Here is a 16148-nt window from a genome sequence, read left to right as displayed (position 1 = left end):
CGGATCCGCGCACGCAGGGCGCACCGCGTCAACGGCGGCGCTTGGCGCCCGTGCGCATGCCGGCGAGAAAGGACAGCGCGAGGAGTCCGACGGTCAGGATGACGAATCCCAGGATCGTGACCGACGAGAGGAACACCCCGCTCCCGCCAGGCGCGAATGCCGTGTTCGCGAGCGGCTGATACGCGAACCAGCCGAACGACACCGGGGTGAGCAGACCGACGATGACGACGATGCATCCAGCCATCGCGAAGGCACCCGCGGTCGTCGGGAACCGCCGTCGGATCGCGAGGTGATTCAGGAGCTGGTTCGCGGCTCCGGCGTGACGTTCGCGCTCAGAGATCGCCGCGCGCGCCCGGGTCGTCTGCGAGCCGGTCCGCCTCGCGCGCCACGGCCTCCTGCTCTGCCTCACTCAGCGGCGGCAGGCCGACTTCGTCGGCGGGAATACCCGCATACGGGTCGGCGCCGGGGAACTCGTGATCGAACGAGCCGGCGACGACTCCCCCAGGGGGAACCTCGTCGCCCGCGGCGCCCAGCAGCGTCTCCTCACCGGGAGCCTGGTCCGGTACGTCGTCTCCGAGGTGCCGACGATGCCACTCTTCGCTCATGTTCGCTCCCGCCAGTGAAAATCAGCGCCGTCCCGCTGAGGCTCGTCATCCTCGTCCTGGTCGGCGGCGTACACCGCGATGGGCGGGACACCGAGGAAGAGTGCCGCGAACTTGCCCAGCCAGCCTGACTTGGGCACGGCTTGCTCGGTCATCCCTCGCCTCCCTCGTCGATGAGCTCAGGCTAGTCCGCCGGGCGCCCGCGGGCGACCCCTTGACGGGGTTCAATCCGCCGCGACGATCCCCGCCCGATGCGCGAGCACTGCGGCCTCCACGCGGTTGCGCACGCCGAGCTTGACGAGGATCGCGCTCACGTAGCCCTTCACGGTTCCCTCGACCAGGTGCAGCTGTGCGCCGATCTCTGCGTTCGAGGCGCCCGCGCCGAGGAGCGCAAGCACATCGCGCTCGCGCTCGGTGAGAGCCGTGATCGCCCCTCGAGCCTCGGCGCCGCGCAGCCGATCGCCGTCGCGGTAGGGCGCGATCACGCGGCGTGCGATGTCTGGCGAGAGGTACGCGCCGCCTTCCGACACCGCCCTCACTCCCGCGATGAGCTCGCGCGGATCGGCTGCCTTCAGCAGGAATCCCAGAGCGCCGCCGCCGAGGGCGCGCTCGATGTACTCGTCCTCCCCGAACGTCGTCAGCATCACGACCCGCGTGGCCGGCACGGTGGCCGCGATCTCGGCGGCCGCGGCGAGGCCGTCGAGCCGCGGCATCCGGATGTCGAGAACGGCGACGTCGGGCCGATGCCGCTGCGCCCCGGCGATCGCCTCGTGACCGTCCGCCGCCTCGAACACGACCTCGATGTCGGGATCGGACTCGAGGATCGCGCGCACGCCCCCGCGCATCATGGCCTCGTCGTCGGCGATGAGCACGCGGATCACGAAACCCCCAGCACGATCTTCTCGACGAGCACGCCCTGCTCGAAGCAGAGGCGGTAGGTCGCATCGGTGAAGTGCAGCCAGCCGTCGCGCGCGGCGAAGTACTCGCACTCGGCGCCCACGGGCACCGGCGGTTCGGAGACGATCGGCACCGGACCCGGGGTGCCAGCGGGAAGGAGCGGCGCGAGCTCCGCCCTCGTCGATCCCAGGTGGATCCCGTCGTACACCTCCGACGAGATCGCGGTCTGCGCGACCGTGATCGCCTGGACGACGAGGAACCCGACCAGCGCGAGCGCGATGATCGTCGCCGGGACGATCGCCGCCTGCAGCACGCGCCGGCGAACGCCCTGCGCGTTCGACCGCAGAGCCAGATCGGACGTGCCCCTCGTGTCGCGACCCGACGGCGGAGGCTGCGCCGGCGCTCGCAGCCGCAGCTCGAAGCCGTGGTCGTCGGGACCGGCCTCGATCGAGGCGCCGAGCAGCTCGGCGCGACGACGAAGGCTCGGGATGCCGTGGCCGCCCCCCTCCGCATCGCCTCCGGTCGAAGGACCGGACCGCACCCACACGACGATCGCGTTCGGTCCTTCCGGTCTGACGCCGACGACGACCGCCGCGCCGGGGGCGTGACGCGCCGAGTTCGTCAGCCCCTCGCGGATCGTGCGCACAGCGAGCTCCGCGATGAGCGGGTGCACGCCGGCGATCGCAGCCCGGTCGATCTCGGCGCTCACCGTCATGCCGGCGTCGCGTGCCCCCGCCACGAGCGATTCGATGCCCTCGCCGCCGACGGGGTCGAGACGGCTCGGCCCGTCGGGCCGGGTCATCTGCACGACGTCGCGCAGGCGACCGCTCGCGCGGACCGCGGCCTCGCGCAGCTCGCGGAACCGGTCGCGCTGCTCGGGAGTCAGGTCGCGTCCGAGCTCGAGCGCGCCGGCCTGCACCGCGATCAGGGCGAGCTCGTGCCCGATCGTGTCGTGGAGGTCGTCGGCGATCCGTGCGCGCTCCTCGGCCTGCGCGCGTTCGGCCAGGATCGCGGCATCCGACTTCTGCTGCTCGGCACGCAGCAGCCGGAACCTGCCGAACCACCACGGTGCGACCACGGTGAGCAGCGAGATGAGCACGCTCGCCATCCAGTCGCCCACCGGCGCCGTGCCCGGCATCACGAACGAGACCGGAAGCGAGACGGCCAGCACGACGGCGAACGTCACCACCGCCGGGAGGAGCCCGGCCATGCGGCGTCCGGCAAGGTATCCCGCCGCGGCGGCGGGGAACAGGGCGAGCACCAACGGCGAGTCGCCCCACCGCGCCAGGGGCAGCGCGACGGACGTCGCGAGCACCAGGAGCACGACGCCGAGCGGCGTCGACCACGTCTCTCGCATCGGACGTCCGGAACGCGGCATCCCCCCATCGTAGAAAGCCGCCGTACGTCGCAAGACTGACGAAAGTAAGGTCCAGTCCAGCCTTCCGTCGGATGTGGCACCGTAAGCCCCGCTCGTAGCGTCGCAGACATGGACCTGCTGGCACTGCTGAACACCCTCGTGACCGACCTCGCAGCATCGCCCTGGCTGTTCCTCGTGGTGTTCGCGGTGTGCGTCATCGACGGGTTCTTCCCGCCGGTCCCGAGCGAGACCGTCGTCGTCGGCGCAGCCACCGTCTCGGTTGCAACCGGCGAGCCCAACCTTGTGCTCCTCATCGCGGTGGCAGCTGCCGGGGCCATCGTCGGCGACAACATCGCGTACCAGCTCGGGCGGGCGCTGGGCACGACCCGCTTCCGGTGGATGCGGGCGAAGCGGGTCGCGACCACCCTCGACTGGGCGCGCCGGGGACTGGACCGCCGGGGCGCGCTGCTGATCTTCACCGCGCGCTACATCCCGGTGGGCCGGATCGCCGTCAACATGACCGCGGGCGCGACGAGGTACCCGTTCCGGCGCTTCCTGCCGCTGTCGGTCGCGGCCGGAGTCACGTGGGCCGCGTACTCCGCGCTCTTCGGCATCGTCGCGGGGCAGTGGCTCCACGACCAGCCGCTCCTGGCGATCGTGCTCGCCATCGTGGTGGCCGCCCTCGTGGGGGCGGTGGTGGATGCCGTCGTCCGGCGCATCCTCAACCGCTCGGCGGGAGCGCCCGGTGCCGCAAGCGCCGAGCCCGAGCCCGAGCCCGAGCCGGAAGCTCAGCCGACTGCCGCGGGCGATCCGGACCTCAGCCTGACGACAGCTCCTCGCGCCTCCGCGTGAGATACGCCACCTCGGCGGTGTTCCCCGCGAGCGCGAGGGCGGCGTCGTAGGCGTCGGCCGCTTCCGCGTCGCGGCCCAGCCGCCGCAGCAGCTCGGCACGGGCGGCATGGAACGGGTGGTAGCCGCGCAGCTCCGGCTCGAGCGCGTCGATGAGCGAGAGCCCCACGTCCGGCCCATCGCACTCGGTCACCGCGATCGCGCGGTTGAGCCGGACGATCGGCGAGCCGTCGAGCCGTACGAGCTGGTCGTAGAGCGCGACCACCTGCGTCCAGTCCGGGGCGTCGCCGTCGGTGTGCACGGCGTTGATCGCGGCGAGCAGCTGGTACCGGCCCGGCGCCACGCGCGCGGCCAGGCGCGCGCGCACCAGGGCGTGTCCTTCGCCGATGAGCTGGGCATCCCACAGCGCCCGGTCCTGGTCGGCCAGCGGCACGAGCTCGCCGGCAGACGACACGCGGGCCGAGCGACGGGCTTCGATGAGCAGCATCAGCGCCAGCATGCCGGTGACCTCGCCGTCGTCGGGCAGCAGCCGACGCAGGAGCCGCGTGAGCCGGATCGCCTCGCCGGTGAGGTCCTCTCGCACCGGCGCGGTGCCGGGTCCGGACGCGAGGTAGCCCTCGTTGAAGATCAGGAACAGCACCGCGAGCACCCCCGACACGCGGCGCGGCAGATCCTCGGCCTCCGGCATCCGGTAGGGGATCCGCGCCGTGGCGATCTTGGCCTTCGCGCGCGTGATCCGGGCTCCCATCGTGGTGTCGTTCACGAGGAACGCGCGCGCGATCTCGGGCACGCTCAACCCGCCCACCATGCGCAACGTCAGCGCGACGCGCGCCTCCATCGCGAGCGCCGGGTGGCAGCAGATGAAGAGGAGCCGCAGCCGGTCGTCGTCGATGACGCCGAGCGGCTCGGGCTGTGCGTCGTGCACGAGCAGCGCCTCCCTGTGCCTCGCGTCGCGGCTGCTCTCGCGCCGGATGTGGTCGATCGCCTTGCGGGTCGCGGTGGTCGTGAGCCACGCGCCGGGACCCGGCGGGATGCCGTCGGCCGGCCAGCGCTCGGCGGCCGTCGCGAACGCTTCCGCCGCGGCATCTTCGGCGATGTCGAGGCTGCCGAACCGCTTCGCGAGCGTCGCGACCACCCGCGCCCACTCGTCGCGGTGGGCGCGGGCCAGGGCATCCTGCGCGTCGATCACGCCTCCAGCAGCGGTCGCACCTCGAGGCGGCGGTTGCAGGCCTTCGAGCCTTCGGTCATGAGCTCGAGGGCGACATCGAGATCGGGCGCCTCGATGATCCAGAAGCCGGCGGCCCACTCCTTCGTCTCGACGAACGGTCCGTCGGTGAGCACGGGTTCGTCGCCGCGGCCGTCGATGACGGTCGACACCGTCGGGTCGGCGAGCCCCGCGGCGAAGACCCAATGGCCGCCGGCGCGGAGCCTGTCGTTGAAGGCGTCGATCGCGACCATCTCGTCGGCTGTCCCCGAGTTGCTGCGGCTGTCGATGACGTTGACCAGGTACTTCATGACCTCATCCTTTCCCTCGCGGGCGAATCCCGGAACGCCTACTTCTCGCCACGACGCCTCGGGCCGACACCCGCGGGGATCTCACCGTGCAGGTGCGGAGCGTACACGAGCTTGAGCGTGCGTCCGTCCAGCACGGTGGACTCGATGAGCTCGAGGTCGAACTCCGCTCCGCCGTGCAGGAGGGCGGAACCGCCGGCGCGTCCTGCGACGACGGGGAAGACCATGACCTCGAGCCGATCGACGAGGCCGGCCGCGAGCAGGGCGCGGTTCAGCGAGATGCTGCCGTGCGATCGCATCGGCATGTCGGTGGTGCGCTTCAGTCGCTCGATCGCCGTCACCGCGTCCTCGCGGAGGACCGTCGAGTTCTCCCACCCGAGAGGCTCCTCGAGGGTGCGCGAGAAGACGATCTTCTGCCGCTCGTTGAGGCTGTCGTAGTAGGGCTCGTCGTACTCCTTGACGAAGCTCCGGAACTCCCGGAACGTCGTCGCCCCGAACACGAGGACCTGCTCCTGCGCGAAGGTCCGTACTCGGTCCTCCCTGAGCTCGGGCCCTTCCTTGCCCCAGTACCCCGGCCAGCCCTCGGCCATGCCGTAGCCATCGAGGGTCGAGAAGAAGTCGACGGTGAAGGTGGTGCTCATGGTGCTGCTCCCTTGTCTCGCGTTCCGGAGGTGCTTTCACCATTGCTACGAACGACAGGCGCCCGTTTCGATAGCTTCGGCGAAATTCTTCCGATCCGCGCGTCAGGCGAGCCGCATGGTCGCGGCGGATGCCTCGGCCAGCGCGGTGGCGGTCCGGGTGATCGTGCGCTGCATCACCTCGACGGCCGCGGTCGGGGCGATGTCGGCGGGCCGGGCGACGCTGATCGTGCGCGTCAGCGTGGGGTCGACGAGCCGCACCGAGCGGAGCCCCGGACGCTCGATCAGCACCATGGCCGGAACGATCGCCACTCCCAGCCCCCGCTCGACGAATCTCAGCACCGCGTCCATCTCGGCCCCCTGCACGATCGCGGCGGGGGTGAGGCCCGCGGCGCGGAACGCGGCATCCGTCGTCGCCCGAAGATCGTAGGCGGGATCGAAGACCACCTGCGGCAGCGCGGCGACGTCGGCGAGCCCGATCGCGTCGCGATCGGTGAGGGGCGCGGCGCCGCTCGACGAGATCACGACGAGCTCTTCGACCAGCAGCGGGGTCACGGTGAATCGGTCGGCGGATGCCGCACCCGACGTCGTGATGAGGGCGAGGTCGAGCGCCCCGGCGCCCAGCTCGTCGAGCAGACGCCGTGAGCCGTGCTCCGAGATGTGCAGCTCGATCGCGGGATGCGCCGCGTGGAAGGCGGTGAACACCTCGGCGACGAGGCTGATGCAGAGCGTCGGCGTGGCGCCCAGCCGCACGCGGCCCCGCTGCAGCCCGGCGAGCTCCGCGAGCTCCCGGCGCACCGAGTCGGCGTCGGTGAGCATGCGGCGGGCGAGGGGCAGCAGCGACTCGCCGGCGACCGTGAGGGTGCTGCCGCGCCGAGCGCGGTGGAAGAGCTCGGCGCCGAGATCCTGCTCGAGCGTCGTGATCTGGCGGCTCAGCGACGGCTGCGCCAGGTGCAGCCGCTCCGCGGCGCGCGTGAAGTTGCCGAGCTGGGCCACTTCGACGAAGGCTCGCAGCTGCTCGAGGTTCATATCAATAGCGTACGACTATTGAACTGAGCAGGAATATGCATTGGAGTTATCGAGGACGGATGCCTAGCGTCGAAGTGTGAGCACTTCAGAACGTCAGATCTCCACCACCGTCCTCGTGATCGGCACCGGCGGCTCGGGCCTGCGCGCCGCGATCGAACTGGCCGAGGCCGGCGTCGATGTGCTGGCCCTCGGCAAGCGCCCGAAGTCCGACGCGCACACATCGCTCGCCGCCGGCGGCATCAACGCGGCTCTCGCGACGATGGATGCCGAAGACAGCTGGCAGCAGCACGCCGCCGACACGCTCAAGGAGAGCTACCTGCTCGCCAACCCCGGGACCGTCGAGACCGTCACGAAGGGTGCGGCGCAGGGCATCGACGACCTCGAGCGCTACGGAATGCCGTTCGCGCGAGAGGAGGACGGCCGCATCTCGCAGCGCTTCTTCGGCGCCCACACCTACCGTCGCACCGCGTTCGCCGGCGACTACACCGGCCTCGAGATCCAGCGGACCCTGATCAACCGCGCCGCGCAGCTGCAGGTGCCGATCCTCGACACCGTGTACGTCACGCGCATCCTCGTGAACGACGACGGCGCGGTCTTCGGCGCGTACGGGTTCGACCTCGAGGACGGCACGCGCTACCTGATCCACGCGGATGCCGTGATCCTCGCCGCCGGCGGACACAACCGCATCTGGCGCCGGACGTCGTCGCGACGGGACGAGAACACCGGGGACTCGTTCCGTCTCGCGGTCGAGGCCGGCGGTCGGCTGCGCGACCCGGAGCTCGTGCAGTTCCACCCGAGCGGCATCATCGAGCCCGAGAACGCCGCGGGCACCCTCATCTCGGAGGCGGCTCGGGGTGAGGGCGGCATCCTGCGCAATGGCCTCGGTGAGCGGTTCATGCACAGGTACGACCCGGAGCGGCTCGAGCTGTCGACCCGCGACCGCGTCGCGCTCGCCTGCTACACCGAGATCAAGGAGGGCCGCGGCACGCCCAACGGCGGTGTCTGGCTCGACGTATCGCACCTGCCGCGCGAGGTCATCATGACGCGCCTGCCCCGCGTGTACCAGACGATGCTCGAACTGCAGATGCTCGACATCACCAAGGAGCCGATCGAGATCGCGCCGACCGCGCACTACTCGATGGGCGGCGTGTGGGTGCGCTCGTCCGACCACTCCACCGACGTGCCCGGCCTCTACGCGATCGGCGAGGCGTCGTCGGGGCTTCACGGCGCCAACCGCCTGGGCGGCAACTCGCTCATCGAGCTGCTCGTGTTCGGCAGGATCGTGGGGCAGGCCGCAGCGGCCTACTCGGCCGCACTGCCGGCGCAGAAGCGCTCGGCGGCGGCGGTCGACACGGCGCGAGACGAGATCGCGGGCCTGCTCGCGGCATCCGGAACCGAGAACGTGCGTGCGCTGCAGCGCGCGATCCGCGACACCATGACCGAGTACGCGGGCGTCGTGCGCGACGAGCAGGGGCTGCTCGCCGGCCTCGCCGAGCTCGACGCGATCGAGGCGCGCATGGCCGACATCGGCGTGCACCCCGACATCGCCGGCTACCACGACCTCGCCCACGCGTTCGATCTGAAGTCGGCAGCGCTCGCGGCGCGCGCGACGCTCGAAGCGGCGCTGGAGCGCCGTGAGACCCGCGGCTGCCACAACCGCAGCGACTACCCCGAGATCGACCCCGAGCTCCAGGTCAACCTGGTGTGGTCGCCGACGACCGGCGTCGTGCGCGAGCAGATCCCGCCGATTCCCGACGAGATCGCCGCGCTCATGCACGAGGTCTCGGTCGCGGGCAAGCTTGTCGAGTAGCGCGACTGCGAGAATGTCGTCATGGCCACTCCCGCCCTCGAAGCCCTTGTCATTCGCCTCTCGGAAGGCGGGCTCCTCGACGAGCCCGTAGCCGAGGACGACATCGTCCACGGTCGCGCCCGCCTCGACGCGGCGGGCGCCGACGTCATGGTGAACGTCGACCCCGAGCTCGAAGAGGTGGACGACCCCGATCTTGCTGCGCTCGTCGCCGGGGTCTCGCGCATCCTGGCGATGAGCGAAGCACAGTGGACGGCGATCGTCGAGACGGTCGCGACCGAGCTCGAGGACGCGGTCGCCGACGACGGGCCCATCGTGGAGCAGACCGACCTCCGAGCCGAGCTGGAGCCGAAGTCGGTCGTCGTGTTCGCCGACGCCGTGCTGCTTTCGCTCGCGGCGCCGAGACAGTTCCCCGAGTCCCGCATCCTGGTGCAGCTCGACGAGGACTTCGAGATCGAGAACGTCGAGGTCGCCGAGGAGGGAGACGCCGAGACGATCGAGTTCGACTCGCTCGACGACCTCCTCGATCGCATCAGCGGGCCCGCCGAGAACTGACGGCGTTTTGCACGATTCGGACAAGGGGGAACGGATGCTGCACGCTGCGCTCGCCGTCGACATCGGCGGCACGAAGGTCGAGGCCGCGCTGATCGACGCGGCCGGCGTGGTGCTCGAGGGTTCACGGCACCGTCGTCCGACGGGGCGCGAGGCGACGCGGGACCAGCTGACGGCGGCGATCCGGGATGCCGCGACCGCGGCCGTCGAGAGCGGCGCGGGCGTCGGCATCCTCGGTGCCGGGGCCGGTTCGGCCGGCCCCGTCGATACGACGGCGGGAACGACCTCGCCCCTGAACCTGCCGAACGGCGCGGGCCTCGACGTCGTCGCAATCCTCCGCGGTGTGGTGCCGGACGTGCCGGTGCGGCTCGCTCTCGACGGGGCGTGCCTCATGATGGCGGAGCACTGGCTCGGCGCGGCTCGCGGCGTGCGCAACGCCCTCGCGATGGTGGTGTCGACGGGCGTCGGCGGCGGACTGCTGCTGGACGGCCGCGTCGTCTCGGGCGGCACCGGCAATGCCGGCCACATCGGTCAGATCCGCCTTCGCGAACCCGGTGCAGATGTGCTCGACGGCACCCTCGAGTCTCTCGCAGCCGGGCCGCCGACAGTGGCGTGGGCGCGATCGCAGGGGTGGGCCGGAAGCACCGGCGAAGACCTCGCGGCGTCGTACGCCGGGGGCGATCCGATCGCCGTCGCGGCCGTACGCCGGTCGGCGTCGGCGGTCGGCGAGGGGATCGCGAGCACGGCGGCGCTGCTCGACCTCGAGGTCGCCGTCATCGCCGGCGGCTTCGTCAACGTCGCGCCGGACTACTTCGACCTCGTGCGCGAGAGCGTCGCGCGTCACGCGCCGCTGCCCCACGCGGCGACCGTGCGCGTGCTGCCGTCGCCCCTCGACGGCCAGGCCCCTCTCCTCGGCGCCGCGTACCTCGTGCACGGCGCCGACGCGGCGGCCTAGTCCCCGTCCGCGCCCACGTCGCCGGCTTCGACGGCCGAAGGCTCCCAGTCCTCGACGACCTCGGCGGTCGTTGTCGCGCCGCCGGCTCGCAGGTTCGCCGCCTCGAGCGCGCGCTCGATGGCGAGGTCCGTCTCGGATCCGGACTCGGCTCCTCGGTCGTCGATCGTCATGGCGCCTCCTTGCACTTCACGCTAGCCGCGACCGTGGCGCATGGTCCAGGGCTCCCACGCGCGTGTGTCGGGGGTGCGGCCTAGGCTCGGGCCGTGGCCACCCTCGACGACGTCCGCCGTGCGGCTGCGGAGCTGCCCGGCAGCGAGGAGCGTGCGACCACCGGCGGAGCGGCGTGGTTCGTGCGCGGCAAGCTCTACGCGTGGGAGTGCCATCCGTGGCCGAGCATCCCGGACGACATGCGCGCGCTCATCGCGTCCGAGCTCGTCGTGGCCGTCAAGGTCGCCGACCGGGTCGACGCGCTCGCGCTCGTCGAGATGGCACCCGACGTGTTCCTGCGCACCACGACGCGGTGGAGCGAGCCGAAGGTCGCATTCCGCATGGCGCGCGTCGACGACGACCACCTCGCCGAGCTCGTCACCGAGGCGTGGCGCAGCCAAGCGCCGAAGTACCTCCGGCGGGAGTTCGACGAAGCCTCTCGCTGAAACGCGTCAGCCGGCCGGCGTCAGCACGAGCGTGTCGGTGGTCGACGCGTCGACAGCCTCGGGCGTGTAGGCCCACGGCGTGAGCTCGGCCCGCTGCCAGGTCTCGGTCTGGTCGGTGTAGTTCGTGTGGAACGTGTGACCGCTCGCGCCGGTGAGGTGGTTCCAGCCCGACTCGTCGAAGTCGTCGAGGTCGATGACCATGCGCATCGAGGGCACCGTGACGGTGGCGAAGTCGTCGCCGAGCGACCAGCCGGTCGCATTGACGACCGAGGAGCCGCCGCCCACCGGGAACGGGCCGCGGTTGAACAGCCACTCGATCGGCGCGATGCCCGATGCGCCGAACGTGTCGCTGACGAGCGGCAACGCGTGCAGTCCGCCCCAGTTCCACCGGCTCGCGTTGTCACCCTGCAGCGCGGCGAGCCGCTCGCGCGCGTCGATCGCCGACCGCTTGAGCATGTCGTCCATACCCGAGACGCCGAGTCCCTGATTGATCCACCACTCCGAGTCCGGCGTGTCCAGCAGCCGGTCGACGACCAGGAACATCCTGCCCTGGTCGGTGACCGGCGCCGGGTTCTCGCGTTCCTCGACGAACATGTTTGCGGCGAGCGTGTCCCACAGCACGTTCGCGTACGCGGCGGCCGCGGAGTCGGGCGCGTTCTGACCGTCCCATTCGCGCAGGAGCTCGAGAGCCGCATCCGCCTCGTCATCGCCCGTGGTGATGTCGAGGTAGGCCGCCGCCAGGCGCATGCCGATGAACGACGAGTTGTCGGCCTGGATCTCGCGCAGGTCGTCCGCCGTGATCGGGCCCTCCGCGATCTTGCGCTGGATGAGCTCCTCGATGCGCGCCGCGCGCCAGCCGTAGTCCCAGTCGCGCGTCAGGAAATGCGGGTAGTCGGTGCCGACGATCGCGTTGTTGGCCGTGACGATGTAGCCGTCCTTGGGGTTGTACGCGACGGGCAGCTCCTCGAACGGGATGTAGCCCTGCCATGCGTACGTCGAGTCCCACCCGGGTTGGGGCATCGAGCCGTCTCCGGCTCCCCGGATCGGCAGGCGGCCGGGGGTCTGGTAGCCGATGTTGCCGTCGACGTCCGCGTAGACGAGGTTCTGCGCGGGCACGTCGAACAGCGCCGCCGCGCTGCGGAAGTCGTCGAAGTCGCGTGCCGTGTTGAGGGCGAAGATGGCGGATGCCGTCGTCCCAGGCTCGAGCGCGGTCCACCGCAGGCTCACCGCGTACTCCCCGGCCAGCGCATCCGTCGGCGCGGCGATCGCGTCCGTCTCGCCGGTGCTCGGATCGTCGGCGATGGCGGTGAAGTCGTCGGTGAGGCCCGACACGATCGGACCGTTGACGGTGGAGCGGATGACGAGCTCGACGTCGTCGCCCCCTGCCACCTTCAGCGTCTCGGTGCGCTCCTCGAGCGGCACCAGCGCGCCGTCGTACCAGAACGAGTCGCCGTCGATCTTCTCGAGATACAGGTCGGTGACGTCCGTCGTCAGGTTCGTGAATCCCCAGGCCACGCGGTCGTTGTGACCGATGATGACGCCCGGCATGCCGGCGAACCCGAAGCCCGCGACGTCGAACGGGCAGGCCTCCGACACCTCCGAGCACTTCAGCTGGATCTGATGCCACACGCTCGGCAGCGACGCCCCCAGGTGCGGATCGTTCGCGAGGAGCGGCATCCCCGACTCCGTGTGCGAGCCCGACACGACCCACGAGTTCGAGCCGACGCCCTCACCGACGCCGTCGACGAGCGTGCTGACCGCCTCGACGACGCCCTCGACCTCGGTCCATTCGACGGACGAGGTCGCGGCGTCCGCTTCGGCCTCGGCATCCGTCTCCCCTTCGCCGGCCGCCTCGTCGAGGTCGGGAGCCGTGCCGACGGCGGGGACCGTCGAGATCTGCGGCACGATGACCGGGTTGCGGTCGAAGGGATAGGCCGGGTAGAGCTCGTCCATCTCGGCCTGCGTGAAGTCCGACGCGATGACGGCGCGCTCGGTCTCGTCCTCGATGTTGCTGCGGAGGTCCCAGGCCATCGCCTTCAGCCACGCCACCGAGTCGGCGGGCGTCCACGGCTCGATCTCGTAGTCGGCGTTCTGCAGGCCCAGCACCGCGTACTCGAACGAGGCGTCGGCGCCGTCGTTGTCGGCGAGGAATGCGTTCACGCCGTCGGCGTACGCCTCGTAATAGGCGCGCTCGGTCTCGCTGAGCGCCGCGACCTCCTGCTCGGCGATCTCGCGCCAGCCGAGGGTGCGCAGGAACATATCGGTCTCGAGCTGCGATTCGCCGAAGAGCTCCGACAGCCGCCCGCTCGTGACGTGGCGGCGGAAGTCCATCTCCCAGAACCGATCCTGCGCGTGCACGAAACCCTGCGCGTAGAAGAGGTCATGCGCTGAATCGGCGGTGATCGTCGGGATGCCGAGCACATCGCGCTGCACCGTCACATCGTCGTCGAGCCCCGACACCGCGACCTCCCCGCTCAGCTGCGGGAACGATCGCTGCACCGTGTAGACGAGGAATCCCACGGCGATGAGAGCCAGCACCACGACCCCGGCGACGATGCTGAACAGCGTGATGCCGATCCTGCGGCCGACGGATCGGCCCGTAGGTGCGTCGTCGATGGCGTAGGGCGAGGTCGGGGGCTTCGACATTGAAGGTCTTTCCTGTCGGCTGGGGCACGCGATTCCGCGCGGAGCGGCACCCGGTGCCACGGGTTCGGGTCGCATGGCACCGTTTTCGCATCGTATCCCGAGTGTCGTTCGCGGCCCGAATCCTCCGCTGACGGACGAGCGGACGTCGGGGCGCAGCCCCGGTCAGTCGGTGCCGGCGTCGAACGCGGATGCCTCGTTCGCGGCATCCGTCGCTTCGGCGAGCTCTTCCTGCTCGGCGCTGAGGTGCTCGGTGCGCTCGGTGATCTCGCCGGCCTCGCCCTGCGACAGGTGGCCGACGAGCTCGGCGGCCGCACCGCCGATGATGCCCGCCGCCGCGTAGTGCTCGAGACGTGAACGCGAGTCCGCGATGTCGAGGTTGCGCATGGTCAGCTGGCCGATGCGGTCGGTCGGGCCGAACGCCGCGTCGCCGACGCGCTCCATCGACAGCTTCTCGGGGTGATACGAAAGGCCGGGTCCGGTGGTGTCGAGGATCGTGTAATCCTCACCCCGGCGCAGACGCAGCGTCACCGAGCCGGTGATCGTCGAGCCCACCCACTTCTGGATCGACTCGCGCAGCATGAGCGACTGCGGCTCGAGCCACCGGCCCTCGTACATGAGGCGGCCGAGGCGGCGGCCCTGCTCGTGGTACGTCGCGAGGGTGTCTTCGTTCAGGATGCCGTTGACCAGGCGCTCGTACGCCGTGAACAGCAGCGCCATTCCCGGCGCCTCGTAGATGCCGCGCGACTTCGCCTCGATGATGCGGTTCTCGATCTGGTCGCTCATGCCGAGGCCGTGGCGGCCGCCGATGCGGTTCGCCTCGAAGACCAGCGCGACCGGGTCGGAGAACTCGACGCCGTTGAGCGCGACCGGACGGCCGGCCTCGAAGGTCACGGTGACGTCCTCGGTCTCGATCTCGACGGCGGGGTCCCAGAACCGCACGCCCATGATGGGGTCGACGGTCTCGAGCGAGACGTCGAGGTGCTCGAGGGTCTTCGCCTCGTGCGTCGCGCCCCAGATGTTGGCATCCGTCGAATAGGCCTTCTCGGCCGAGTCGCGGTACGGGAAGCCGTGCTCGACGAGCCACTCGCTCATTTCCTTGCGGCCGCCGAGCTCGGTGACGAAGTCGGCGTCGAGCCACGGCTTGTAGATGCGCAGCGCGGGGTTGGCGAGCAGGCCGTAGCGGTAGAACCGCTCGATGTCGTTGCCCTTGTAGGTGGAGCCGTCGCCCCAGATGTCGACGCCGTCGTCCTTCATGGCCCGCACGAGGAGCGTGCCGGTGACCGCACGACCGATCGGCGTGGTGTTGAAGTAGGTGCGGCCGCCCGAGCGGATGTGGAACGCGCCGCACGCGAGGGCGCCGAGGCCCTCCTCGACGAGAGCGGGCTTGCAGTCCACCAGGCGCGAGACCTCCGCGCCGTACTGCAGCGCACGGTCGGGGATGGATGCGATGTCGTCCTCGTCGGGCTGACCGAGGTCTCCCGTGTACGTGCAGGGGATCGCGCCCTTGTCGCGCATCCACGCGACCGCGACGGAGGTGTCAAGGCCCCCTGAGAAGGCGATGCCGACGCGCTCGCCGACGGGCAGGGACTGAAGGACCTTCGACATGCGTACGAGTTTAGTGAGCGGCAGGCTCGCGACTGTTTGCTGAAAGTTCGCTCGGAGAACGGTTCGGCGCTTTGTCCCCCATATGGGGGACAGGCTAGCGTGAAGCCGAGCACGGCGACGGCACTGGGGGCCGGTGCCGGAGCCGCTGGGGGACCCCTGGTCTGGGGCCACGGGTTCTCCCCGTCTGTGAGTCGCCCTCGGGCGCGCCGGTCTGCAGCTGGAGCGCCCGAGGGCGTTCTGATCCGCTCGGGAGCAGCGTCAGGGGGCGACGGCGGAAGAGCCGGCCTTCTCGCCGGTTGCCTCGGCCTCCGGCATCCGTCCGCCCACGCGCCTGCCCCACCACACCACGAAGCCGCCGACGACGAGCATCGCGATCGAGATGCCGATGACGTACAGGATGACGCCCGGGTAGCCGCTGACCGGCTGCAGGTTCGCGTTGTTCGGGTTGAGGAACGGGTACGGGTACCAGAACGGCTCGCCGGTGCCGGGGTTGGTGATGAACGGTGCGCGGATCATCGTGTACACGACCCATACGACGGGGAACGCGACGATCGCCCACACCGCGCGCCACGGCAGGGCGCGCCGCAGCGGGCCCACGAAGAGATCGGCGAGCAGGAACAGCGGTCCGAACAGGTGCAGCACCTCGTTCGACCACGGCACGATCGAGCCCGGCTCGAGGTCGTACCCGCGCAGCAGAGTGTTGTAGACGATGCCGGTGATCACCATGTACGTGGTGACGCACGCCAGGGCGACCGCGATGCCGGTGGGCTCGGCATCCTGTCCCCTCCCGCGCGTGAAGAACCACAGCGCGGCCACGGTCAGGACCACCGCCGCCGACACGTTGGAGAGGATCGTGAAGAAGCTGAAGAAGTTGGCGACGATCGTCGGGACGTGGCGGCCGGCGTCGACCGCGCTCGACACCGAGCGGACGAGCTGCGCGATGACGCCCGCGGCGATCAGCGCCGCCATCGCGAGCCGGATCACGGACCAGCTCAGCACCCATCTCGGCGAGGCCGTCCAGGCGGCGGGAGACGTCATACGCACAC

The 16148-nt window shown here is 70.6% G+C and carries 18 protein-coding genes; 5 read left to right on the top strand and 13 right to left on the bottom strand.

Annotated features, from left to right (window positions below; translation table 11 throughout):
* Positions 1-28: 28 nt before the first annotated feature.
* The 5 genes from AC3ANN_RS17825 to AC3ANN_RS17805 all read right to left on the bottom strand — a co-directional run bounded on the left by AC3ANN_RS17825 (position 29) and on the right by AC3ANN_RS17805 (position 2877).
* A complete protein-coding gene (locus AC3ANN_RS17825; protein WP_488338717.1) occupies positions 29-244 on the bottom strand; it encodes a hypothetical protein in 216 nt (71 codons plus the stop codon).
* Positions 245-332: 88 nt separating this feature from the next.
* On the bottom strand, positions 333-605 hold the full coding sequence (locus AC3ANN_RS17820; RefSeq protein WP_488338716.1) for a hypothetical protein: 273 nt from the start codon (positions 603-605) through the stop codon (positions 333-335).
* Entirely contained in the window at positions 602-757 is a 156-nt protein-coding gene (locus tag AC3ANN_RS17815; RefSeq protein WP_488338715.1) for a hypothetical protein, read from the bottom strand. The genes AC3ANN_RS17820 and AC3ANN_RS17815 overlap by 4 nt, the downstream gene beginning before the upstream one ends.
* Positions 758-826: 69 nt before the next feature.
* Positions 827-1483, bottom strand: coding sequence for a response regulator transcription factor (locus AC3ANN_RS17810; protein ID WP_488338714.1), 657 nt, complete (start codon positions 1481-1483; stop codon positions 827-829).
* Positions 1480-2877 carry a sensor histidine kinase gene (locus tag AC3ANN_RS17805; protein WP_488338713.1) on the bottom strand — a complete coding sequence of 466 codons (1398 nt, stop codon included), beginning with the start codon at positions 2875-2877 and terminating at the stop codon, positions 1480-1482. The genes AC3ANN_RS17810 and AC3ANN_RS17805 overlap by 4 nt, the downstream gene beginning before the upstream one ends.
* Before the next feature lie 108 nt (positions 2878-2985).
* On the opposite strand from AC3ANN_RS17805, the gene AC3ANN_RS17800 reads away from it, so the two are divergent.
* Positions 2986-3708 carry a DedA family protein gene (locus AC3ANN_RS17800; RefSeq protein ID WP_488338712.1) on the top strand — a complete coding sequence of 241 codons (723 nt, stop codon included), beginning with the start codon at positions 2986-2988 and terminating at the stop codon, positions 3706-3708.
* On the opposite strand, the gene AC3ANN_RS17795 is transcribed toward AC3ANN_RS17800, so the two are convergent.
* The 4 genes from AC3ANN_RS17795 to AC3ANN_RS17780 all read right to left on the bottom strand — a co-directional run bounded on the left by AC3ANN_RS17795 (position 3674) and on the right by AC3ANN_RS17780 (position 6884).
* Positions 3674-4894: an RNA polymerase sigma factor gene (locus tag AC3ANN_RS17795; protein WP_488338711.1), complete on the bottom strand. Its 1221-nt coding sequence runs from the start codon at positions 4892-4894 to the stop codon at positions 3674-3676. The two genes, AC3ANN_RS17800 and AC3ANN_RS17795, sit on opposite strands and share 35 nt — an antisense overlap.
* On the bottom strand, positions 4891-5220 hold the full coding sequence (locus tag AC3ANN_RS17790; RefSeq protein WP_488338710.1) for a YciI family protein: 330 nt from the start codon (positions 5218-5220) through the stop codon (positions 4891-4893). The genes AC3ANN_RS17795 and AC3ANN_RS17790 overlap by 4 nt, the downstream gene beginning before the upstream one ends.
* Positions 5221-5258: 38 nt before the next feature.
* Complete coding sequence (locus tag AC3ANN_RS17785; protein WP_488338709.1) at positions 5259-5858, bottom strand: dihydrofolate reductase family protein; 600 nt, start codon at positions 5856-5858, stop codon at positions 5259-5261.
* 102 nt (positions 5859-5960) lie between these two features.
* A complete protein-coding gene (locus tag AC3ANN_RS17780) occupies positions 5961-6884 on the bottom strand; it encodes a LysR family transcriptional regulator (protein WP_488338708.1) in 924 nt (307 codons plus the stop codon).
* Positions 6885-6960: 76 nt separating this feature from the next.
* Here AC3ANN_RS17780 and AC3ANN_RS17775 point away from each other — a divergent pair, with 76 nt between their 5' ends.
* The 3 genes from AC3ANN_RS17775 to AC3ANN_RS17765 are packed head-to-tail and all read left to right on the top strand — an operon-like array spanning position 6961 to position 10198.
* Positions 6961-8694: an L-aspartate oxidase gene (locus AC3ANN_RS17775; protein WP_488338707.1), complete on the top strand. Its 1734-nt coding sequence runs from the start codon at positions 6961-6963 to the stop codon at positions 8692-8694.
* A gap of 21 nt (positions 8695-8715) precedes the next feature.
* Entirely contained in the window at positions 8716-9246 is a 531-nt protein-coding gene (locus AC3ANN_RS17770) for a cytochrome C5 (protein ID WP_488338706.1), read from the top strand.
* A 34-nt stretch (positions 9247-9280) separates the two neighbouring features.
* The gene (locus tag AC3ANN_RS17765) at positions 9281-10198 is read left to right on the top strand and encodes an ROK family protein (RefSeq protein ID WP_488338705.1); all 918 of its coding nucleotides are present in this window, start codon (positions 9281-9283) and stop codon (positions 10196-10198) included.
* Here AC3ANN_RS17765 and AC3ANN_RS17760 read toward each other — a convergent pair.
* Positions 10195-10368: a hypothetical protein gene (locus tag AC3ANN_RS17760; RefSeq protein ID WP_488338704.1), complete on the bottom strand. Its 174-nt coding sequence runs from the start codon at positions 10366-10368 to the stop codon at positions 10195-10197. The two genes, AC3ANN_RS17765 and AC3ANN_RS17760, sit on opposite strands and share 4 nt — an antisense overlap.
* Before the next feature lie 93 nt (positions 10369-10461).
* Between AC3ANN_RS17760 and AC3ANN_RS17755 the strand changes: the two genes are divergently transcribed.
* On the top strand, positions 10462-10851 hold the full coding sequence (locus AC3ANN_RS17755) for an MmcQ/YjbR family DNA-binding protein (protein ID WP_488338703.1): 390 nt from the start codon (positions 10462-10464) through the stop codon (positions 10849-10851).
* 6 nt (positions 10852-10857) lie between these two features.
* Here AC3ANN_RS17755 and AC3ANN_RS17750 read toward each other — a convergent pair whose 3' ends face one another.
* The 3 genes from AC3ANN_RS17750 to AC3ANN_RS17740 all read right to left on the bottom strand — a co-directional run bounded on the left by AC3ANN_RS17750 (position 10858) and on the right by AC3ANN_RS17740 (position 16140).
* On the bottom strand, positions 10858-13497 hold the full coding sequence (locus AC3ANN_RS17750; RefSeq protein ID WP_488338702.1) for a penicillin acylase family protein: 2640 nt from the start codon (positions 13495-13497) through the stop codon (positions 10858-10860).
* Positions 13498-13659: 162 nt separating this feature from the next.
* On the bottom strand, positions 13660-15102 hold the full coding sequence (gene argG / locus AC3ANN_RS17745) for an argininosuccinate synthase (protein WP_488338701.1): 1443 nt from the start codon (positions 15100-15102) through the stop codon (positions 13660-13662).
* A 258-nt stretch (positions 15103-15360) separates the two neighbouring features.
* Positions 15361-16140 (bottom strand): Pr6Pr family membrane protein, encoded by a 780-nt coding sequence (locus AC3ANN_RS17740; RefSeq protein ID WP_488338700.1) that lies wholly within the window; start codon positions 16138-16140, stop codon positions 15361-15363.
* Positions 16141-16148: the final 8 nt, after the last annotated feature.

Source organism: Microbacterium sp. STRO-2N, from assembly GCF_057747775.1.
This window is presented reverse-complemented; position numbering and strand designations above follow the sequence as displayed.

What these genes read in the sequence shown, in the direction of transcription:
- AC3ANN_RS17825 (WP_488338717.1), bottom strand. Translation starts at nt 244, where the DNA reads ATGGCTGGATGCATCGTCGTCATCGTCGGTCTGCTCACCCCGGTGTCG.
- AC3ANN_RS17820 (WP_488338716.1), bottom strand. Translation starts at nt 605, where the DNA reads ATGAGCGAAGAGTGGCATCGTCGGCACCTCGGAGACGACGTACCGGAC.
- AC3ANN_RS17815 (WP_488338715.1), bottom strand. Translation starts at nt 757, where the DNA reads ATGACCGAGCAAGCCGTGCCCAAGTCAGGCTGGCTGGGCAAGTTCGCG.
- AC3ANN_RS17805 (WP_488338713.1), bottom strand. Translation starts at nt 2,877, where the DNA reads ATGCCGCGTTCCGGACGTCCGATGCGAGAGACGTGGTCGACGCCGCTC.
- AC3ANN_RS17800 (WP_488338712.1), top strand. Translation starts at nt 2,986, where the DNA reads ATGGACCTGCTGGCACTGCTGAACACCCTCGTGACCGACCTCGCAGCA.
- AC3ANN_RS17790 (WP_488338710.1), bottom strand. Translation starts at nt 5,220, where the DNA reads ATGAAGTACCTGGTCAACGTCATCGACAGCCGCAGCAACTCGGGGACA.
- AC3ANN_RS17785 (WP_488338709.1), bottom strand. Translation starts at nt 5,858, where the DNA reads ATGAGCACCACCTTCACCGTCGACTTCTTCTCGACCCTCGATGGCTAC.
- AC3ANN_RS17780 (WP_488338708.1), bottom strand. Translation starts at nt 6,884, where the DNA reads ATGAACCTCGAGCAGCTGCGAGCCTTCGTCGAAGTGGCCCAGCTCGGC.
- AC3ANN_RS17770 (WP_488338706.1), top strand. Translation starts at nt 8,716, where the DNA reads ATGGCCACTCCCGCCCTCGAAGCCCTTGTCATTCGCCTCTCGGAAGGC.
- AC3ANN_RS17765 (WP_488338705.1), top strand. Translation starts at nt 9,281, where the DNA reads ATGCTGCACGCTGCGCTCGCCGTCGACATCGGCGGCACGAAGGTCGAG.
- AC3ANN_RS17760 (WP_488338704.1), bottom strand. Translation starts at nt 10,368, where the DNA reads ATGACGATCGACGACCGAGGAGCCGAGTCCGGATCCGAGACGGACCTC.
- AC3ANN_RS17750 (WP_488338702.1), bottom strand. Translation starts at nt 13,497, where the DNA reads ATGTCGAAGCCCCCGACCTCGCCCTACGCCATCGACGACGCACCTACG.
- argG (WP_488338701.1), bottom strand. Translation starts at nt 15,102, where the DNA reads ATGTCGAAGGTCCTTCAGTCCCTGCCCGTCGGCGAGCGCGTCGGCATC.
- AC3ANN_RS17740 (WP_488338700.1), bottom strand. Translation starts at nt 16,140, where the DNA reads ATGACGTCTCCCGCCGCCTGGACGGCCTCGCCGAGATGGGTGCTGAGC.